This is a genomic window from Erythrobacter sp. W36, assembly GCF_057364935.1.
The window spans coordinates 209,390-227,234 of record NZ_CP200281.1; the positions used below are offsets into that span (position 1 = coordinate 209,390).

At 59.4% G+C, this 17,845-nt stretch carries 17 protein-coding genes, 1 other RNA gene and 2 pseudogenes; 12 read left to right on the forward strand and 8 right to left on the reverse strand.

All coding sequences use genetic code 11. From position 1 onward, the window contains the following. The first annotated feature begins 188 nt into the window (after positions 1–188). Complete coding sequence (gene clpX, locus AC0V6U_RS00955) at positions 189–1,457, forward strand: ATP-dependent Clp protease ATP-binding subunit ClpX (RefSeq protein WP_472644371.1); 1,269 nt, start codon at positions 189–191, stop codon at positions 1,455–1,457. Between the two features lie 674 nt (positions 1,458–2,131). Here clpX and AC0V6U_RS00960 read toward each other — a convergent pair. After that, positions 2,132–2,704: a fasciclin domain-containing protein gene (locus AC0V6U_RS00960; RefSeq protein WP_486169340.1), complete on the reverse strand. Its 573-nt coding sequence runs from the start codon at positions 2,702–2,704 to the stop codon at positions 2,132–2,134. Positions 2,705–2,999: 295 nt separating this feature from the next. Between AC0V6U_RS00960 and AC0V6U_RS00965 the strand changes: the two genes are divergently transcribed. Beyond that, positions 3,000–4,262 carry an acyltransferase family protein gene (locus tag AC0V6U_RS00965; protein ID WP_472644373.1) on the forward strand — a complete coding sequence of 421 codons (1,263 nt, stop codon included), beginning with the start codon at positions 3,000–3,002 and terminating at the stop codon, positions 4,260–4,262. 108 nt (positions 4,263–4,370) lie between these two features. Here AC0V6U_RS00965 and AC0V6U_RS00970 read toward each other — a convergent pair. The 4 genes and pseudogenes from AC0V6U_RS00970 to mtgA all read right to left on the reverse strand — a co-directional run. Then, a pseudogene (locus AC0V6U_RS00970) lies at positions 4,371–5,042 on the reverse strand (anti-sigma factor domain-containing protein); the annotation flags it as partial. Further along, positions 5,039–5,620 carry a sigma-70 family RNA polymerase sigma factor gene (locus tag AC0V6U_RS00975; RefSeq protein ID WP_472644374.1) on the reverse strand — a complete coding sequence of 194 codons (582 nt, stop codon included), beginning with the start codon at positions 5,618–5,620 and terminating at the stop codon, positions 5,039–5,041. The pseudogene AC0V6U_RS00970 and the gene AC0V6U_RS00975, both read right to left, overlap by 4 nt. After that, on the reverse strand, positions 5,620–6,585 hold the full coding sequence (locus AC0V6U_RS00980) for a cation diffusion facilitator family transporter (protein ID WP_472644375.1): 966 nt from the start codon (positions 6,583–6,585) through the stop codon (positions 5,620–5,622). Before AC0V6U_RS00980 ends, AC0V6U_RS00975 begins: the two co-directional genes overlap by 1 nt. A 4-nt stretch (positions 6,586–6,589) precedes the next feature. Continuing rightward, positions 6,590–7,270: a monofunctional biosynthetic peptidoglycan transglycosylase gene (gene mtgA, locus AC0V6U_RS00985; RefSeq protein WP_472644376.1), complete on the reverse strand. Its 681-nt coding sequence runs from the start codon at positions 7,268–7,270 to the stop codon at positions 6,590–6,592. 111 nt (positions 7,271–7,381) lie between these two features. On the opposite strand from mtgA, the gene AC0V6U_RS00990 reads away from it, so the two are divergent. Next, positions 7,382–8,716, forward strand: a complete 1,335-nt coding sequence (locus AC0V6U_RS00990; RefSeq protein ID WP_472644377.1) for a M20 metallopeptidase family protein — start codon at positions 7,382–7,384, stop codon at positions 8,714–8,716. A 1-nt stretch (position 8,717) separates the two neighbouring features. After that, a complete protein-coding gene (locus tag AC0V6U_RS00995; RefSeq protein WP_472644378.1) occupies positions 8,718–9,386 on the forward strand; it encodes a hypothetical protein in 669 nt (222 codons plus the stop codon). A gap of 187 nt (positions 9,387–9,573) precedes the next feature. Here the strand turns inward: AC0V6U_RS00995 and rpoH are convergent, their stop codons facing one another. Both rpoH and AC0V6U_RS01005 read right to left on the reverse strand, forming a co-directional pair. Further along, positions 9,574–10,476, reverse strand: a complete 903-nt coding sequence (rpoH, locus tag AC0V6U_RS01000) for an RNA polymerase sigma factor RpoH (protein ID WP_472644379.1) — start codon at positions 10,474–10,476, stop codon at positions 9,574–9,576. A 113-nt stretch (positions 10,477–10,589) separates the two neighbouring features. Then, positions 10,590–11,544, reverse strand: a pseudogene (locus tag AC0V6U_RS01005) (RluA family pseudouridine synthase). A gap of 63 nt (positions 11,545–11,607) precedes the next feature. On the opposite strand from AC0V6U_RS01005, the gene AC0V6U_RS01010 reads away from it, so the two are divergent. The 4 genes from AC0V6U_RS01010 to aqpZ all read left to right on the forward strand — a co-directional run bounded on the left by AC0V6U_RS01010 (position 11,608) and on the right by aqpZ (position 14,615). After that, on the forward strand, positions 11,608–12,336 hold the full coding sequence (locus tag AC0V6U_RS01010) for a Mov34/MPN/PAD-1 family protein (RefSeq protein WP_472644380.1): 729 nt from the start codon (positions 11,608–11,610) through the stop codon (positions 12,334–12,336). 9 nt (positions 12,337–12,345) lie between these two features. Continuing rightward, positions 12,346–12,999, forward strand: coding sequence for a histidine phosphotransferase family protein (locus AC0V6U_RS01015; protein ID WP_472644381.1), 654 nt, complete (start codon positions 12,346–12,348; stop codon positions 12,997–12,999). 4 nt (positions 13,000–13,003) lie between these two features. Further along, entirely contained in the window at positions 13,004–13,786 is a 783-nt protein-coding gene (locus AC0V6U_RS01020) for an N-acetylmuramoyl-L-alanine amidase (protein WP_472644382.1), read from the forward strand. Positions 13,787–13,892: 106 nt separating this feature from the next. Then, positions 13,893–14,615, forward strand: coding sequence for an aquaporin Z (aqpZ, locus tag AC0V6U_RS01025; protein WP_472644383.1), 723 nt, complete (start codon positions 13,893–13,895; stop codon positions 14,613–14,615). A gap of 84 nt (positions 14,616–14,699) precedes the next feature. Here aqpZ and AC0V6U_RS01030 read toward each other — a convergent pair whose 3' ends face one another. Beyond that, on the reverse strand, positions 14,700–15,017 hold the full coding sequence (locus tag AC0V6U_RS01030; RefSeq protein WP_472644384.1) for a YciI family protein: 318 nt from the start codon (positions 15,015–15,017) through the stop codon (positions 14,700–14,702). A gap of 115 nt (positions 15,018–15,132) precedes the next feature. On the opposite strand from AC0V6U_RS01030, the gene AC0V6U_RS01035 reads away from it, so the two are divergent. The 4 genes from AC0V6U_RS01035 (at position 15,133) to AC0V6U_RS01050 (ending at position 17,809) form a co-directional block, all read left to right on the forward strand. Continuing rightward, the gene (locus tag AC0V6U_RS01035) at positions 15,133–15,747 is read left to right on the forward strand and encodes a TetR/AcrR family transcriptional regulator (protein ID WP_472644385.1); all 615 of its coding nucleotides are present in this window, start codon (positions 15,133–15,135) and stop codon (positions 15,745–15,747) included. A gap of 47 nt (positions 15,748–15,794) precedes the next feature. After that, an RNA gene (rnpB, locus tag AC0V6U_RS01040) (RNase P RNA component class A) lies at positions 15,795–16,251 on the forward strand. A gap of 681 nt (positions 16,252–16,932) precedes the next feature. After that, positions 16,933–17,166: a hypothetical protein gene (locus AC0V6U_RS01045; RefSeq protein WP_472644386.1), complete on the forward strand. Its 234-nt coding sequence runs from the start codon at positions 16,933–16,935 to the stop codon at positions 17,164–17,166. A gap of 124 nt (positions 17,167–17,290) precedes the next feature. Further along, positions 17,291–17,809, forward strand: coding sequence for an imm11 family protein (locus AC0V6U_RS01050; protein ID WP_472644387.1), 519 nt, complete (start codon positions 17,291–17,293; stop codon positions 17,807–17,809). Positions 17,810–17,845 lie beyond the last annotated feature (36 nt).

Here is a 17,845-nt window from a genome sequence, read left to right on the forward strand (position 1 = left end):
CAGGCGTCCAAAGTGCGACTTTAAAGACGCCAAAACGGGGCAATCGCCCAAAAAGAGCCGCGTTAATGTTGATTCACAACCGGCCCTATATATTGTTGAGCGAATCCCCACCGGGCACTCGGTTTGGTAATTGGATTACAAGCGGTGTAGTTTAGACCAGTGCGAGTGAAGGCCCAGGACAATAGGAAATGACCAAGTTGAGCGGAACTGACAGCAAGAGCACCCTGTATTGCAGCTTCTGTGGGAAGTCGCAGCATGAAGTGCGCAAGCTCATTGCCGGGCCAACCGTGTTCATCTGTGATGAATGCGTTGAGCTGTGCAACGACATCATTCGTGAAGAGACGAAGGCTGGCATTGCTGGCAAAAAAGAGGGCGAAGTTCCAACGCCTTCCGAAATCTTCGCGACGCTTAACGATTATGTGATCGGCCAAGACAGCGCCAAGCGCAATCTCGCGGTCGCGGTTCACAACCACTACAAACGCCTGAAGCACTCCGGCAAATCGGACGGTGTTGAGCTGGCGAAATCCAACATCCTGCTGGTTGGTCCAACCGGCACGGGTAAGACATTGCTCGCGCAGACGCTGGCGCGCACCTTCGACGTGCCGTTCACCATGGCGGATGCGACGACCCTGACTGAGGCTGGCTATGTCGGCGAAGATGTTGAGAACATCATCCTGAAGCTGCTGCAATCGTCCGACTACAATGTCGAAAAGGCGCAGCATGGCATCGTCTATATCGACGAGATCGACAAGATCACCCGCAAAGCTGAAAACCCGTCGATCACCCGCGACGTATCGGGTGAGGGCGTTCAGCAGGCGCTGCTGAAACTGATGGAGGGCACCACCGCCTCTGTCCCGCCGCAGGGCGGCCGTAAGCACCCGCAGCAGGAATTCCTGCAAGTCGACACCACGAACATTCTGTTCATCTGTGGCGGCGCGTTTGCGGGGCTTGATAAGATTATCGCTGATCGCCTGCAAAAGCGCTCAATCGGCTTTGGCAATCATGTTGCTGACCCGGACAAGCGCAATGTTGGCGAATTGCTCGAGCTGAGCGAGCCAGAAGATCTGCTGAAATTCGGCCTGATCCCTGAATTCGTTGGCCGTCTGCCCGTGATTGCGACCCTGCACGATCTCGATGTCGATGCGCTGGTCACCATCCTGACCGAGCCGAAGAACGCCATTTCCAAGCAATATGGCAAATTGTTCGAGCTTGAAGATGTCGACCTGACCTTCACCGAAGACGCGCTCAAAGCGATCGCGGAACGCGCGATCAAGCGTAAGACCGGCGCGCGCGGCCTGCGCTCAATCGTCGAAGGCATTCTGCTCGACACGATGTCCGACCTGCCAGACCTTGAAGGCGTGACCGAAATTGTAGTCGATGCCGAAGTGGTCGAGGGCAAGAAGGCTCCGGTTCAGGTCCTCGGCGGCAAAGACGACGAGAAGGAAGAGGCGGCTTGAGGCTTGCGGCAGCATTTGCCGCAATCGCAGTCACACTTACTGTCCCAGCATCGGCAGATTTCGCTCGAAGCTGGTCTGAAACGTCCACAAATCTGAAGTGTGATTTTGGACCATCCGAGCGCAAAATCGGTGAAGTTGTCTGGCTCTTGTATGCCTGCGATGATGGGGCAAGCCTCGCTTTAGTAGCCCCGAATGGAAATGCAGCAGCGCCTTTCTATTTTGCGTTACTCCGTGACCCGAAGGGTCGTTATCGAATTTTGCGCCAAGGCAATGGGGATAGAGCCGCCTCACAAGCCGCATACCGCGAGCTAAAGTCTTGGTCTCCGAACGATATCGAAGCAGCGAGGCGCGAGGCTGCGGCTGCAACTGCGAATAAAGAATTCCGTTCGCCCTGAGCCTGTCGAAGGGCGTGTCTCAATCGCACGTGCTTCGACAAGCTCAGCACGAACGGAAGAGGGGGCCTGGCCAAATAAAAACCGGCCCGACCAGGAAGGGGGACGGGGCCTTTGTCCGCGCAGCAGAGCATGTGCTGCACTTCGATCTCGATCTTTCCGAATAGGAATACGAAAAACCCCGCTTAGCTGATCACTCAGCCAAACGGGGTTCTTGGTCTGCACTGCTGCGAGTGGGAGGGAAGGGAAGTCCGCAGCAGCGCGAAGGGGGATGCGGGTGTTCTATGCGGGGAGGAACACGCCGTCGGTCACGTGGATGACGCCGTTTGAGGTCATCACGTCGGCCGTGGTCACTGCGGCCGTGCGGCCGGCACCGTCTGTGACCACAATAGTCTCACCGTCGAGGCGCGCTTCCAGAATGCCGCCAGCGAGGGTCTTGATCCGGGCTGTACCATTGCCCTTTTCAATGTAGTTCAGCAGCTTTGCGCTGGTGATGTTGCCGCCCACCACGTGATAGGTGAGGATGCCGGTGAGCGTCTCTTTGTTCTCCGGCTTCACGAGCGTTGCAACAGTGCCCTCGGGCAGCTTTGCAAAGCCGGTGTCGGTTGGGGCAAAAACGGTGGAGGCGCCGTCGGCTGAAAGCGTATCAACCAGGCCAGCGGCGCTGACAGCGGCGACCAGTGTGTTGTGAACGCCGGTGCTTTGTGCGGTCTGCACAATGTTGGCGGCTTCTTTCTTGGCGCTGTGATGGTGAGCGGCGAGCGGTGCAGCCGTGGTTAGCGCCAGGCCAGTGGTCGCGGCGATCGCTGCAAATGCGGCGGCTTTAACTTTTGAACTCATCGGGGTCTTAGGCATTAGGGTTCTCCTTGTCCGCAAGACCTCCCGTTCTTGCATGGTGGGAGCTACGCAAGCGCGCATGGGGCGGATGCGAGAAACATGAAAATTTTTCCGCAAGCCATGCGAAAAATGCACTGAAACGCCCTGAATTCCGGGGGTTTTATGAGGTTCTTAAGAGCTGCGAAATTAACTCTTGTGAGAGCCGTCATCTCGATTTGGGACGCGCCTTTGTGCGCGATTGCAAGCGGGTGGCAGGCGGTGTGTGACACACCAGCACAGCTTTCAATATCAACCGATGGACCCCAACCACTCGATGCCTCATTCGAAGCCAGCTCAGCATTATCACGATATCGACGGCATGCGTTCGGTGCTGATGTTCCTGTCGGTCGCGCTGCATGCGGCGACGGTGTACGCGCCCGCGCGCCCGTGGATCACCAGCAATGCGCAGCGGCATGACTTCTTCGATTGGGTAATCTTTGGCCTGCATTTGGTGATCACCCCGACGTTCTTCTTCGTCGGCGGGTTCTTCACCGTCCTGATGCTGGCGCGCCGCACACCGGGCGGCTTCCTCCGCAACCGCTTTATGCGCACGGTCATTCCGCTGATCGCCATCGCGCTGTCGTTCAACATGTTGGAGCATTACCTGCGTTGGAACGACAAGACCGGTGAGAGCGGCCTGATGCGCTGGATCGACAGCGGCGGTTTCGCGCAGATTTGGGCGAGCGGGGAATGGTCGCTGCACCTATGGTTCCTCGTCAGTCTGGTCCCGATGTTTATCCTATCGGCCATCGTCCAGGCGGCGATCCCCAAAGACGCTGCGACCCGATCAGCCGCGCTGCGCCTGGTGGACCGCGCCGCTGGCTGGTTGAAGAGCGGCTGGGCCTTTGCACTGTTCGTGATCGCGCTCGGCGCGGCCAACACCGCGAATTTCGCCGTCGCGAGCCAAGTGCCGGGCGCCTATGATCTGCTCTTTCCCGGCTTTCAAAGCTGGTACAAGCTGATCAGTGAGTTTCCCTTCTTCGTGCTCGGCGTGGCCGCTGCGCTTTCGCCCAGCCTGCTTGAGCGGCTGCGCACATGGCGCGTCTGGATGCCGCTTGCCGCCGCGCTTGCCTTTGGCCTCCAGCCCTATTCAGACCCAGAGCAAGGCTTTGCGTTCGGCATGGTCATGCTGTTCCTAAGTCAATTGGCGATCTGGACCCTGGTCCTGTTCCTGATCCAGTTCTTCTACCGCTATTTTTCGAGTGACAGCCTGCGCACCCGCTGGCTCGCGGACAGTGCGCTGTCGATGTATCTGTTCCACCACTGCTTGGTGTATATTTACGGTCGCGGGTTCACTCAGGTGGACTGGCCGATTGCGCTAGAATGGGCGCTCTTGACCGTCGCGGCTGCGGCAACGGTCATCCTATTCCATGAGACTATGATCCGCCGCTTTGCGCTGCTGCGGCTGCTGTTCAATGGCAAGACCGATGTCGCCGCGATCCGCAAGGTGCCCGGTTTCTGGCAAAGCTTTGGCTTGCCCGGCCTTAAGCGCCCGAGCAGCGATGTGAGCAAAGCGGGCGGAAAGCCTGCGCTCTAGACTTGAGTGAAAGCGCCCTGGGCAACCACGGGGCCAGCATCCTGATCCGCGCGGCTTGCCGCCAATCGGCTCGCGCGTCAGCACCAGCTCCACGCCGCTGCCCATGTTCTGAGTGATCTCTGCGGGCAGGGTAACGCTGCGAACTTCGCCCGGTGTCACCACGCCGAGTGATTGCAGCGCGCCGCCATCGGCGGGCACCAGCCACAGCTCATGATCGTGAACGCCGTCTGCGGTGAGGCCAATCGCGCCCACCAGCATGCGCTCGCTCTCGGGCATGTATGTGACATCGAGGCGAAGGCCCGTGTCGCCTATCGGCACCTGCGCAACCAGTGGATCGGCCGCTGCGATTTGCGGAGCCTCTGTCGCGCCAGGGGTTGGAATGGTCTCTGTACCAGCGGGCAGGACGACCAATGCCAGCGCCGCGACAGCCGCCGCAGTGGTCAGCGCGCTGACCCATTGCCAGCGGCGAACCTTGCTCTGCAATTCAACCACATTGGCGCCGTCCAGGCCCGATGCTTCTTGGCCTGATGCGGCAAGCACGCGGGCTTCAATTTCGTCCCATACATCTGCGCTAGGCTCTGCGCCGGAAATTTCGTCGGTCCACGGGGCAAACCAATTGTCCCACCATTGTTTGCGCCAGGCAAAATCGGGATCGCTGGCCAGTTTACCGCGCGCGGCAAGCAATTCCTCGCCCTCCAGCAGGCCGAGCGAAAACTCTGCTGCCAGCATCGGATCGTCGCGCTTGATGTCGTCGCGGTCCATGTCGTTCTCGTCGCTCATTCGCTCGCCTCCAGGCAAGCGCGCAGGCGTTGCAGCCCGCGGCGGATCCAGCTCTTCATTGTGCCCAGCGGAACATCGGCCGTCTCGGCCAGCTCGGCATAGGTCTTTCCATCGAAGAACGCTGCGCGAATGTGGCCGCGCGCGTTTTCGTCCAGCCCTTCCAGGCAGGTGTGAATTTGTGCGGTTTGCTCCGCATCGACCAGCAGGCTGTCGGCCAGCGGTGCCTGATCGGGCAGGGGAGCGGCCTCCTCCACAGGCACAGCGCCGCCGCGCACCTTACCCGTGCGCAAGCGATCAATCGCGCGGTTGCGCGCGAAGGTCGCCAGCCACGATATCGGGCTCGCGCGGGTGGGATCATAGCGATCCGCCCTTTGCCATAGATTTACATAGACGTCCTGCAACGCGTCCTCGGCTTCTTTCCTGTCGCCTAAGATACGCAAGCAAATCCCAAACAGTTTCACCCGGGTGGCGCGATAAATATCTTCAAGCGCGCTGCGGTCACCATCGGCCAGCCGCGCCATCGCCGCTTTTAAGGCCTCGCGCGCCTCCGCGCTAGCCGGTGTGGGACCGTCCGCCATCAACAGCAGCCCGCGTCATCGCGCTGGCGGTGGATCTGGATCGTGGTGTGGCTGATGCCGAATTTCTGCTCCAGCTGGTCAGTCACCGCGCGCAGGAAGCCTTCATCGCAGCCGCCAGGCGCGACCAGATGCGCCGTCAGCGCGGTCTCCGTCGTCGACATTGGCCAGATATGCAGGTTGTGCACTTCGTCCACTCCATCAAGCTCTGCCAAATGACGCCGCACGTCGGCTTCGTCAATCCCAGCGGGCACGGCGAGCAAGCCCAATTTGAGGCTGTCCTTCGCCAGCCCCCATGTTCCCCATCCGATTACGCCAGCAATGACAAGCGTGACAAGTGGGTCAATCCACACTGATCCGCTGTAAATAATTGCAATTCCTGCGATTACCACGCCGAGCGAGACCAGCGCATCCGCCGCCATATGCAGGAATGCGCCGTGGATATTGAGGTCCGATTTGCTCCCGCGCATGAACAGCAGGGCGGTGACGGTGTTGATCACAATGCCGATCCCGGCAACCACGACCATCACCATGCCTTGCGGCTGGGCCAGCTCAAACAGGCGGTGCGCGGTCTCAAACAGGATTGCCCCAATCGCCATCGCCAGCAGCAGCGCATTGGCCAGCGCGGCAAGGATGGTCGAGCTCTTGAAACCGTATGTGTAGCGCGCGCTGGCTGGCTTTTTCGAGGCGATATGGGCGACCCAGGCGAGGATCAGCGCCAGCACATCGGACAGGTTGTGGCCCGCATCTGCGACCAGCGCCATGGACCCGGATAGGAAGCCGTAGGTCGCCTCGATAACGACAAAGATCGAATTGAGCGCGATGCCGATGGCGAACGCCATGCCGAAATCCGCCGGAGCATGGCTGTGCCCGTGGCCGTAATGGCCCGGCGCATGGCTATGCGCATGATCATGGCCATGGTCATGACCGTCGCCGTCCGCGTGATTATGCGAGTGTCCCTTCCCCATCGCGCTATTCGTAAACGCAATCATACAGCCCGTCACGCTTTACGACATTGATGCGGGCGCGGATCGTATTGCCGTGGCGGGCCAGCCAGCCGCTAGGCGCGACGACGGCGCGTTTTTTTGGCAGGGGCAGGGCGGCGGCCATGCGCGCGGCCTCTATTGGTTCAAGCCGCGCGGCGGACTTGCCAAAATATCGCTGCGCTCCGGCCTCTGCGCCATAGGTGCCAATCCCGGTTTCTGCGACGTTGAGATAGACCTCCATAATCCGCCGCTTGCCCCAGATTTTCTCAATCGCAAAGGCAAAGTACGCCTCCAGCCCTTTGCGGAAATATCCGCCGCCTTGCCACAGGAACACGTTCTTGGCGGTCTGCTGAGATATGGTGGAGCCGCCGCGTATCCGCCCGCCCTTGGCGTTGTATTCCAATGCCTTTTCAATCGCTTCTGTATCAAAGCCGGTGTGCGTGCAAAACTTGCTGTCCTCCGCCGCGATCACCGCAGCGACCAAATTGGGATCGATATTGTCGAGGCTTTCCCAATCCTTGGTGACAGAGTTTTCATCCATCAGCATGGTCGCAGTGATCGGCACAGGCACAAATTTAAACAAGACGATCAGCGCCAGCGATATCCCGAAAAACCACACAAGGAACTTGGCCGTAAAGCGGAGGAGAAAGGAGAGGCTGCGGCGCATAGCAGCACCGCATCTAATTGCTCTTTGTTGGCGGCGCAATCACGCGCGCCTTGCGATCTGGGCGGGGCCATGCTTGAACCTGAAGCCAACAGGTTTCCGGGAGATAATTCAATGCATTTGCTTCGCCTCGCCGCTTCAGTCGCCACGCTCGCCGCCGCGGCGTTTTCGGTTCCCGTCGCCGCAGACAATCACGATTTGGCGCAGGCGGTTGAGGCGGATTACGATAGCTATCTTGAGCCGCTGTTCGTGCACTTCCACAAGAACCCAGAGTTGTCCTTCCTCGAAGGCAAAACCGCGGCCCGCATGGCGGAGGAATTGCGCGCGGTCGGCATTGAGGTGACGGAGAATGTCGGCGGCACCGGCGTTGTCGGAATGATGCGCAATGGCGATGGTCCGCTGATCCTGCTGCGGGCGGACATGGACGGCCTGCCAGTGGTGGAGAAATCCGGCCTCGAATACGCCTCCACCGCGACGCAAATCGGCCAGGACGGTCAGGAATATCCGGTCATGCATGCGTGCGGTCATGATGTGCACATCACCTCTATGGTTGGCACTGCGCGCCGCCTGATGGCGATGAAGGACCAGTGGAGCGGCACGATAATGTTCGTCGTCCAACCAGCGGAAGAACGCGTTGGCGGGGCGAAGGCGATGCTGGCCGATGGATTGTACGAGCGGTTTGGCAAGCCTGACTATGCGCTGGCATTCCACGTGAATTCGGGCCTCGCAACCGGCAAGCTGTCGGCATCGGAAGGCATCCAATATTCCAGCGCGGATTCGGTCGATATCTTGGTGCCGGGCGTCGGTGCGCATGGCGCGAGCCCGCACCGGGGCAAGGACCCGGTCTATATCGCATCGCAGATCGTCACCGCGCTGCAATCGATCGTCAGCCGCGAGGTTCAGCCGCTCAAACCCGCCGTGATCACTGTCGGCTCGTTCCATGCAGGCTCCAAGCACAACATCATCTCTGACCGCGCCGAGCTGCAATTGACCGTGCGCGCCAATGATGAGGAAACGCGCGCGCAATTGCTCGAGACGATCGAGCGCATCGCCGTTGGCATGGGCAAGACGCATGGCCTGCCCGATGATCTGCCGGTTGAGGTGAAGGTGAGCGAGGGCACTCCGGTGACTAATAACGACACAGAGCTCGCGCGCCGCCTGAACGCAGTGATGAAACGCGACCTTGGCGAAGACACGTTTGAGCCGTGGGAGCAAAAGGGCATGGGCGCAGAAGACTTTGCCTATTTCGTGACCGAGGAACTCGACGTGCCGGGATATTACTTCTCGGTCGGCGGCACCCCTCAGGCGGCGTTTGATGCGGAAGACAATGGCGGCCCCGCAGTGCCATCGCACCACTCCCCGCTGTTCAAGGTCGCACCGAGGGAAAGCGTGACATTGGGCACGCAGGCGATGATTTCAGCGGTGCTGGATTTGGCTCCTGCGAGTTGAGATGAGCCTCGCGCGCTCACTTTTCCTTTCTATCGGACTTTTGTGTTCGGCCACGATTGCGATTGCAGAAGAAGAGTATGAATGGCAGTCTGAGCGAATTCACTCAGACTTGCCGCTCTACACGTTCGACTGGGACGATATCTGGCCGCGCGGCTACAGCGACCCTGAAATTATCGCGGGATGCGAAAGCCAAGTGAGCTTTGGCGACTGGCGGTTTACGCCTAATCCAGACGATGAATTTGGTGAATCCTACTGGTACAGGTTTAGCAATTACGGCGTTTTCCATTGTGCCGCCAACTTTCACAAGGCTGATAGCCGGGGCGAATTGGACCAAGGAGCATTCTCGCGCGGTCTGTTTGTCCGGATGGGGACAGCAAGGCATCAAGGCGAAGCGTGGGAGCTTTGGGCACTCCAAGTGGGTTTCGTGCCGGGTAGCGATTACACGCTGCTCGCTCGCCAAGCGAAAGATGAGTTGGTCACGCGCTTCACTGTTTTGCAGCACCGCTGCCCGCGAAGCCAAGTCCGCGAAGCAAAGGGATTGGACATCTGGACGACCCGCTATTGCTCGATAAATACCCGTCGCGAGCTTCTGTCATTTGCCAGACGGATGCTGCGCGAACCCTCGTTGGGGACGCTAGAGCTAGCAACCGACGAAGAGGGATCGAACTAACCCCTCCCAAACCCTACAACGTCATCCCGGACTTGATCCGGGATCCAGGGCGGTGAAGCGCCGCTTTTGCAATCACAGAACTCCAACGCCTGAGATCCCAGCGTTCGCTGGGATGACGGGTGTGGCGGACACAAAAAAGGCGGCCCGCAATGGACCGCCTTTCGTGTTCTTTTGTCAGACCTAAGTCTTATGCCACCCCAGGCAGCAAACGCTCACCCGCGATCCGCTGCATTGCTTTTTGCAGCTTCTCAAAGGCGCGCACTTCGATCTGGCGGATGCGCTCGCGCGACACTTCGTAAACCTGGCTCAGCTCTTCGAGCGTCTGCGGTTTTTCGGTCAGGCGGCGTTCGGTCAGAATGTGCTGCTCACGCTCGTTCAGGCTGTCCATCGCCTCAACCAGCATTTCGTGGCGCACATTGGCTTCCTCAGCATCGGCGACCATCTCATCCTGCAAAGGACGATCATCGGTCAGCCAATCCTGCCATTCGCCAGAGCCGTCTTCGCCATTGCGCATCGGCACGTTGAGGGAGCCATCGCCGCCCATCATCATGCGGCGGTTCATGTTGACGACTTCTTGCTCTGGCACGCCCAGATCGGTTGCGATCTTGGTCACGTCCTCTGGCGACAGGTCGGTGTCTTCATACGCCTCAAGCTGCTTCTTCATCCGGCGAAGGTTGAAGAACAGTTTTTTCTGAGCCGCGGTGGTGCCCATTTTCACAAGCGACCAACTGCGCAGGATAAATTCCTGCATAGAGGCCTTGATCCACCACATCGCGTAGGTGGCGAGGCGGAAGCCGCGATCGGCTTCGAATTTCTTAACGCCCTGCATCAGGCCAACATTGCCCTCTGAAATGAGGTCGCTGACTGGCAGGCCATAACCGCGGTAACCCATGGCGATCTTCGCCACGAGCCGCAGGTGGCTCGACACCAGCTGAGCTGCTGCCTCAGGGTCTTCATGTTCTTGATAGCGCTTTGCGAGCATATATTCTTGCTCAGCGGTTAGCACCGGGTATTTCTTGATTTCGGACAGGTAGCGATTGAGGCTTTGCTCGCCGCTCAGGGCCGGGACTGCACTTTTCGTCTTACTCACTGTTTTCCTAACCTTTCTTGCGTCAACCCGCCTTGCAGGACCTCTGATGAGCATCCGTTTTTCCGGGTCACTCGGTTACATATACGTTGATTGGATATGTTTTGCTTCAACTTTCATCGATTAAAACGCCCCAGTTCGTCGATTAGTTCCCGCATATCCTCCGGTAAATCCGCACGAAACCTTAGTTTTTCGCCCGAAATGGGGTGGAGAAAGCCCAATTCCGCCGCATGCAGCGCTTGGCGTGCAAACTTTAGCGAAGTGAGCAGGGATTTCAGCGTCTTGGGCGTCTTTCCGTATGTTGGGTCTCCTAATAAAGGATGGCCAATTGATGCACAGTGAACGCGGACCTGGTGGGTCCGGCCGGTTTCCAGCCGGCATTCGATCACCGCGCTCGATTCGAGCCGGTCGAGCACTGTATAATGGGTAACCGCGTGTTTCCCGCGCGAGGAATTCTTGTCCAGCACAGCCATTTTCTTGCGATTGGCGTCTGAGCGCCCGATTCGCTCGTCAATTTTGCCCTCTTTTGCCGCCGGATGGCCCGCGCAAACCGCGATATAGCGGCGATGCAGCGAATGGTCCGCAAACTGCTTGGCCAGGCCCTCATGCGCGGCGTCGGATTTGGCGACGACCAGCAGGCCAGAGGTGTCCTTGTCGATCCGGTGGACGATGCCGGGGCGCGCGACCCCGCCAATGCCAGACAGCTCGCCCTTGCAATGGTGCAGCAGGGCATTGACCAGCGTCCCATCCGCATTGCCCGCCGCCGGGTGGACGACCATTCCGGCAGGCTTGTTGACCACGATCAGATGCTCGTCCTCAAACACCGCCTCAATCGGAATGTCCTGCGGCTGAGCCTCCGCTTCGCTCGCGGCGGGGACGTGGATCGTGAACTCCGCCCCGGCCTTCACCTTGGCGCTGGGTGAGGTGGCTAGGCGCAGAGCCCAGCGTCACTCGGCCCTCTGCAATCAACGCCTGGACCCGGGCACGCGAAAGCTCTGTGGCCTCAGCCAGCGCTTTGTCGAGCCGCGCCGCGCTCGCAATTGTACCGGTGATGACTTGTGGGCCTGACATTCGCGTCCCTTAGCCGTCTGCCCTGAGCTTGTCGAAGGGCTGCACTTTGGCTAGCCGATACTCATGCCGTTCTGGACTTACCTGCTGCATTGCAATTCCGGGAAATTCTACGCCGGTCACACCGACGATCTGGAGCGCCGCATTGCCGACCATAAGGCCGGACGCTTTGCGGGTTTCACCAGAAGTTACCAGCCGCTTGAGCTTGTTTGGTCGCAAGAGTTTACCACGCGCGACGAAGCCAAGGCTTCCGAAAAACAGATCAAAGGCTGGTCACGTAAAAAGAAACTTGCCCTGATTCGCGGTGACTGGGATGAAATTTCTCGGCTGGCAAAAAGCAAAGGCAGCCCTTCGACAGGCTCAGGGCAGTCGGAGGTTTTGATAACGCCCGGCGTTGTGGCCGAGGTAAGGCGCGCAGCCCGCGATGCGCATCCGCAGGAAGCATGCGGGATCCTGACCGGAAATCGCGTCCAAAACGGTGCGGAAGAGATCACCGGGTTCATTCCAGCCCGCAATGTCCACCCTTCGCCGGAAACCCATTTCGAAATTGACCCGCAGGCGCTTATTGACGCGCACCGCGCCGCGCGCACGGGAGATGGCCCAGAGGTTCTGGGCTATTTTCACTCACACCCGACCGGGCCAGCGCAGCCATCTGAAACTGACATCGCCATGTCAGCGGGTGATGGAATGATCTGGGCCATAGCGGGCCTGAGTGAGGGCGGGCGGGCTCTCGGCCTTTACCGCGCGGTGGAAGGCGGCTTCGAATTGCTTTGCAGACAGCCTTTGGAGGGCTAAGACACTCATATGACTTCGCCAACTGACCTCGCGAGCCTGCTGTGCTCGCGGCTATGCCACGATATGCTCTCCCCAGTAGGCGCGCTCGCCAATGGGCTGGAATTGCTCGCTGAAGAGCAAGACCCCGAAATGCGTGAGAAGGTGGTCGAGCTGTTGGAGCAGAGCGCCAAGATCAGCACGGATAAGCTCAAATTCTTCCGTCTTGCCTTCGGCGCGGCGGGCGGATTTGGCGAGGCTGTACCGGTGGAAGAAGCGCATGATGTGATCGCAGCGCTCGCCTCGGATGCGAAAGAGGTGAAGCTCAATTGGGCCATCACCGAGAAAACCCTGCCTAAGCCTGCGGTCAAAGTGATGCTGAACCTGGCGCATATTGCGCTCGATGCGCTCATCCGCGGCGGGACGATGGATATTGGCGCAGAATTGCACGAGGGCAATGTCGAGATCGTGGTCCGCGCGAATGGCAATCGGATTGCGTTTGACGAGAACATCGGCAGCGCTCTGCAAGGCGATTTGAAACCGGCGGAACTCTCCAGCCGCACAGCGGCGGCGCATATGATCGCGATGCTGGCGGAAGAAAACGGCGGCGGCTTGCAATATAAGCTGGATGAAAATGCTCTGGTAATGGGCGCGGTTATGCCGCAGCCAGCCGGGATGATCGGCTAAGCGCATGGGCGGGCCGGGGCAGGGGCCAAAACCGACTTCGAGCACTGGCGATGAGCTGGTCCATGCGACACGGCTCTCCCCCAATTTCAACGACCGCAAAACGGCGATCAGCATGCTGGTCGTCCATTATACCGAAATGGAAAGCGCCGAGGCCGCGATCGAGCGCCTGTGCGACGAAGAAGCAGGTGTCAGCGCGCATTATCTGATCAGCGAAGACGGCGTGGTCACGCGGCTGGTGCCAGAGGAAAAGCGCGCCTGGCACGCGGGCAAAAGCTATTGGCGCGGCGAGACCGATGTGAACTCGGCCAGCATCGGTATCGAGCTTGACCATCCGGGCCACGGCCTTGGCTACCGCAAGTTTTCTGAGGCCCAGATTGAGGCGCTGGTGCCGCTGATGGCGCGGATCGTGAAGCAATATGACATCCCGCGCGCCAATGTGATCGGCCATTCCGATGTCGCGCCCGCGCGCAAGATCGATCCGGGCGAGCTGTTCCCGTGGGATCGAATCGCGCGATACGGCCTGACCCTACCAAAGCCAGACAAGCTCGAGCTTGGCGATCCGTTCGACAATGACGGCGCGTTTTACCTCGCTCTGGAACGCTATGGCTATGATATCACCGACGGTATCAAGGCGGTGGAGGCGTTTCAGCGTCGCTGGCGGCCAGAGCTGATCGACGGCGTCATTGATGGACAAATCGGCGCGATCCTGTTTCAATTGCTGCTCGACCGGGATCGGGGGTCTCGCGGTAACGCCAATTGCTATCCGCGCACGCGCGCCGCAACGTAATTTTACAACTTAGCCCAGCGCTATGGTGAAAACTGCGTTAAGACTGCTCCCCTGACGGCACGGCCATACGGTTCCGGTCGCCGAGAATGAGAGGGAGGGATCAATAATGACAAGAAAACTATTCGCCGAATTTTTCGGCACGTTCTGGCTGGTGTTCGGAGGCTGCGGTTCAGCAGTGCTCGCCGCGGCTTATCCTGAATTGGGGATCGGCTTCGTCGGCGTTTCGCTGGCCTTTGGTCTGACCGTTTTGACCATGGCATACGCTGTTGGCGGCATTTCGGGCGGCCATTTCAACCCTGCTGTCTCGCTCGGCCTGGCCGTTGGCGGGCGTTTTTCCTGGGGCGAACTGGTCCCCTATTGGGCAGCGCAAGTGCTGGGCGCATTCGTCGCATCGGGCATGCTGTTCGTCATCGCCAGCGGCGCGGCTGATTGGAGCGGCGCGGGCGGCTTTGCCTCCAACGGCTATGGTGAACTGTCACCGGGCGGCTATTCCATGAACGCCGTGCTGATCGCAGAGGTCCTTTTGACGGCGATGTTCCTGATCATCATTCTGGGATCGACCTCGCCAAGGGCTCCGGCTGGCTTCGCCCCGATTGCGATTGGCCTTGGCCTCACGCTCATCCACCTGATCTCTATCCCGGTCAGCAACACCTCGGTGAACCCAGCGCGTTCCACCGGCGTTGCTTTCTATGCTGAGACCGGCGCTGTGGGTCAGCTGTGGCTATTCTGGGTCGCACCGCTGGTCGGCGCGGCGATTGGCGCATTGATCTGGAAATTCCTGATCTCGCCAGATGATAGCCTTGAGAACGTCGGCGGCGAGGGCGAATAAGCGCCGCTTTGATGGCTCCTACTCTGTAGGGGTTTAGCTTAAGAAAGGCCGGGGCGCGGAGCAATCTGCACCCCGGCTTTTTCATTACATCGGCATATCCATGCCTTCACCGATCACGATGTCCCCGCCCAGGTTGAGGTGCGGGCAAGCCTCCGCCATGGCGCGGGCGGCATGGCAATCAGCCGCTTCAACGATGCTAACCCCATTGAGCGTATGGGCCCCGATATCCTCGCTCACACCCGTGCTTGAGACTGCCACCGTCTGCGAAAACGGCATTCCAGGTTCCACCATTGCCTCGCCAAGGCCGGATGACCACGCCATCCAGGCCTGCATGTGCTTTTGCCCTTCCTCCGGGCTGCTCGGCGGGTTGGCGTCGCGATAGATCAAAGCGAATTTTGGCATTTTTAAACTCCTGTTTCCTTGAGGAGCCGCGAACCTCGCAGTGATCTAAATATGTTCAAGAACATAGTTTGAAGCGTGGTAGGAGGCGCAAAAGCAGACAGCCAAAGGACCCAGAATGCCCTATTCCAAAGAGCACAAGCACAAGGTGCGCGCACGCATTGTCGAGGCGGCGCGGCGGATGTTCAATCGGCATGGTTTCGACAATGTCACGATCGATCAATTGATGGCCGAGGCTGGGCTGACCCGCGGCGGTTTCTACGCGCACTTTGACAGCAAGGAAGAGGTGTTCGCCGCTGCCACGGCCAGCTTCCTTCACGGGCGCGGCGCGATCTGGCGCGAAGAGGCGGGCGTGGTTCCAACCGCCGGGCAGGTGGAGATGGCCCAGCGGATGGTCGGGTCCTACCTCTCTCGTGATCACCTTGAGCAGACCGAGGATCAATGCCCGCTGATCGCCTATGCAACCGATGTCGCGCGTGCGGGGCCAAAGGTGCAACAGGGCTATAAAGAACTGCTCGAAGGCATGGTTTCCTTGTTCGATGCCAACCTGCCCGAAGAAGGCACGGCATCGCGGCAACGGGCGCTGTCGCTGGCGGCGCTTTGTGTGGGCGGCATGGTTATCGCGCGGGCGCTGCCCGGTGACCCAATCGCCGAGGAGATCCGAAGTGCGGCCTTGCACGATGCGAACGCCCTGTGGCTGAACCATGATCAAGCCAATGCCAATGCGGCATAATTTGCGCTCTTCCTCTCGCTGCCCGGCTTCTCTATAGCGCCACACGTCAGGGGGCCAAGGCAGCCGCGTTCCTTCGACACGCTCAGGATGAGCGGGTTTGAAGGTGCGAGGAAAGTCCGGGCTCCACGAAGCAAGGGTGGCGGGTAACGCCCGCCGAGCGACCTCGGATTTGATCCGGGGGAAGTTCAGGGAAAGTGCCACAGAGAGTATACCGCCGATGGATGCCGGACTTGATCCGGTATCACAGGCAAGGGTGAAAGGGTGCGGTAAAAGCGCACCGGGGCCTTGGTAACACGGTCCGCATGGCAAACCCCACTCGGAGCAAGGCCAAATAGGGGTCTCGCGCCGTTTTGCGGCAGGAGCGCTTCGCTCTGAGAGACCCGGGTTGGCTGCTTGAGCTGCGGAGCAATCCGTAGCCCAGATGAATGGTTGCCGCCGCGCGGCTGGTCCTTTCGGGGAAACCGCGCGCGGAGACAGAACCCGGCTTATGAGGCCCCCTGATGTTTTTGTTTTGTTTTAGCCCTCAAGCGCCGGGCGCAGGCCATCCGGCCTGCTTGGCTATCCTCGCTCATGCGACCTGAAGGTCGCGTCGCTGCGGGCGCCCAGTCGGGCTTGCGGTCGCTGGCGCGACCGTGCTCCGCGACCAAGTCAGTTACATCGCGCCAAGACGTCTGGGGCCCGCCAATTGGCTTGGAATGGATCGAGGCCGCAGGCCTCGCAAGGGGCTTGTCCCCGCCCGCAGCGATGCGGCTGCAAGCCGTATGAGCGAGGACATCGCACATCGGATGATGTGCGGAACAAAAAGACCCACGTCACCCTGAACTTGGTTCAGGGTCCATCCCCCGCGCGACATACTTAGCTCTGACTCGGCGATGGATGCTGAACTGAATTCAGCATGACGAGTTTTTGTGGCCATCCGTCACCCCAGCGAAAGCTGGGGTCTAGGGCCTCCTGGTACGGCGCATGCCCGCTTGAGATCCAAGCTTTCGTTGAGAGAACAGTGAGCCGCCAGGCAAAACGCCACCACAAGCATTGACGGCAGTGACAGTTTCGTAAGTTTCGGGCGCTATTTGGTTCGACATTCGGCGGGCAAAATGCCCGCAGTAGGGGAAACCAAGTGGGGTCGCAGCCGCATCTCGTAAATTGTTGGGCTTTGGTATCAGTGCTTCGGCGAGGAGGCGCTGTATGAGTGCGTCCAAATTGGGAATGGTGCTTGCGCCGGTTGGGGTTGGCCTTGTGCTGGCGGCGATGTCGCTGCTTGGCCCGATCGAGAATGCGAGCGGACGTAGGGCAGAAACGTCGGCGGCAATCCTGAATCCTATGGTGGAGCAATTTGGAACGGTCGGATCGGCGAGCACTTTTGCAGGCGTTGGCCTCGCTCTGGGCGGGGCAGTTTTATTTGTTGGGTGGCGGCGATGAGCAGCACAATGAGGGAATACAGGAAATGAGTGACGGAGTATGGATGTGTTACTCCTTGAGTAACCTGCGAAATCAGGCTCCGCTTACCAATGATTGGAGAGAAGAGAACCTGGCTAGCGAGCGTATGATCGACCTGACCAGGCGCAACGATGCGGGTGAAGTGCTTGGCAGGGAGGTTTTTCCGCCCGAAATCTATGGCCAAAAGCGAGCCAAGGAGTCCGATTACAACTTTCTTGACTTTATCGTTGCCAACGCGGTGCCGGTTGTTTCTGGGCGTCTGGCAGACGTATTGCGCCGCTTCGACTTGGGAGGCGGCTCGCTCTATCCCGTCCCAATTTTCAAGAAAGACAAGGTAACGCCAATTGATGGCGACTGGCATTTCTTGAACTTCGGCAATGTGAAGCGCGCCTTTACTCCAGAGCAATCGATCGGTGTCGAGCAAATTGAAGATTTCGACCGCTGGCTCATGGGCGCTTACGGCAAGCCGGACGATATTGCCGTTTCATCCGATGCGCTCGTCGGCCCCGATATCTGGGTCGAGCCGAGGTGCGTGAGTGTTTTCTTTTTGAGCGACCGACTCGTTTCGGCGATCAGGGCCGAAGGTTTGACCGGCTTCGATCTGGTCAAATGTAAAGTCGTTTGATGGGCGTTTATCGGTTGGCGGCGATGAGCAGCACAA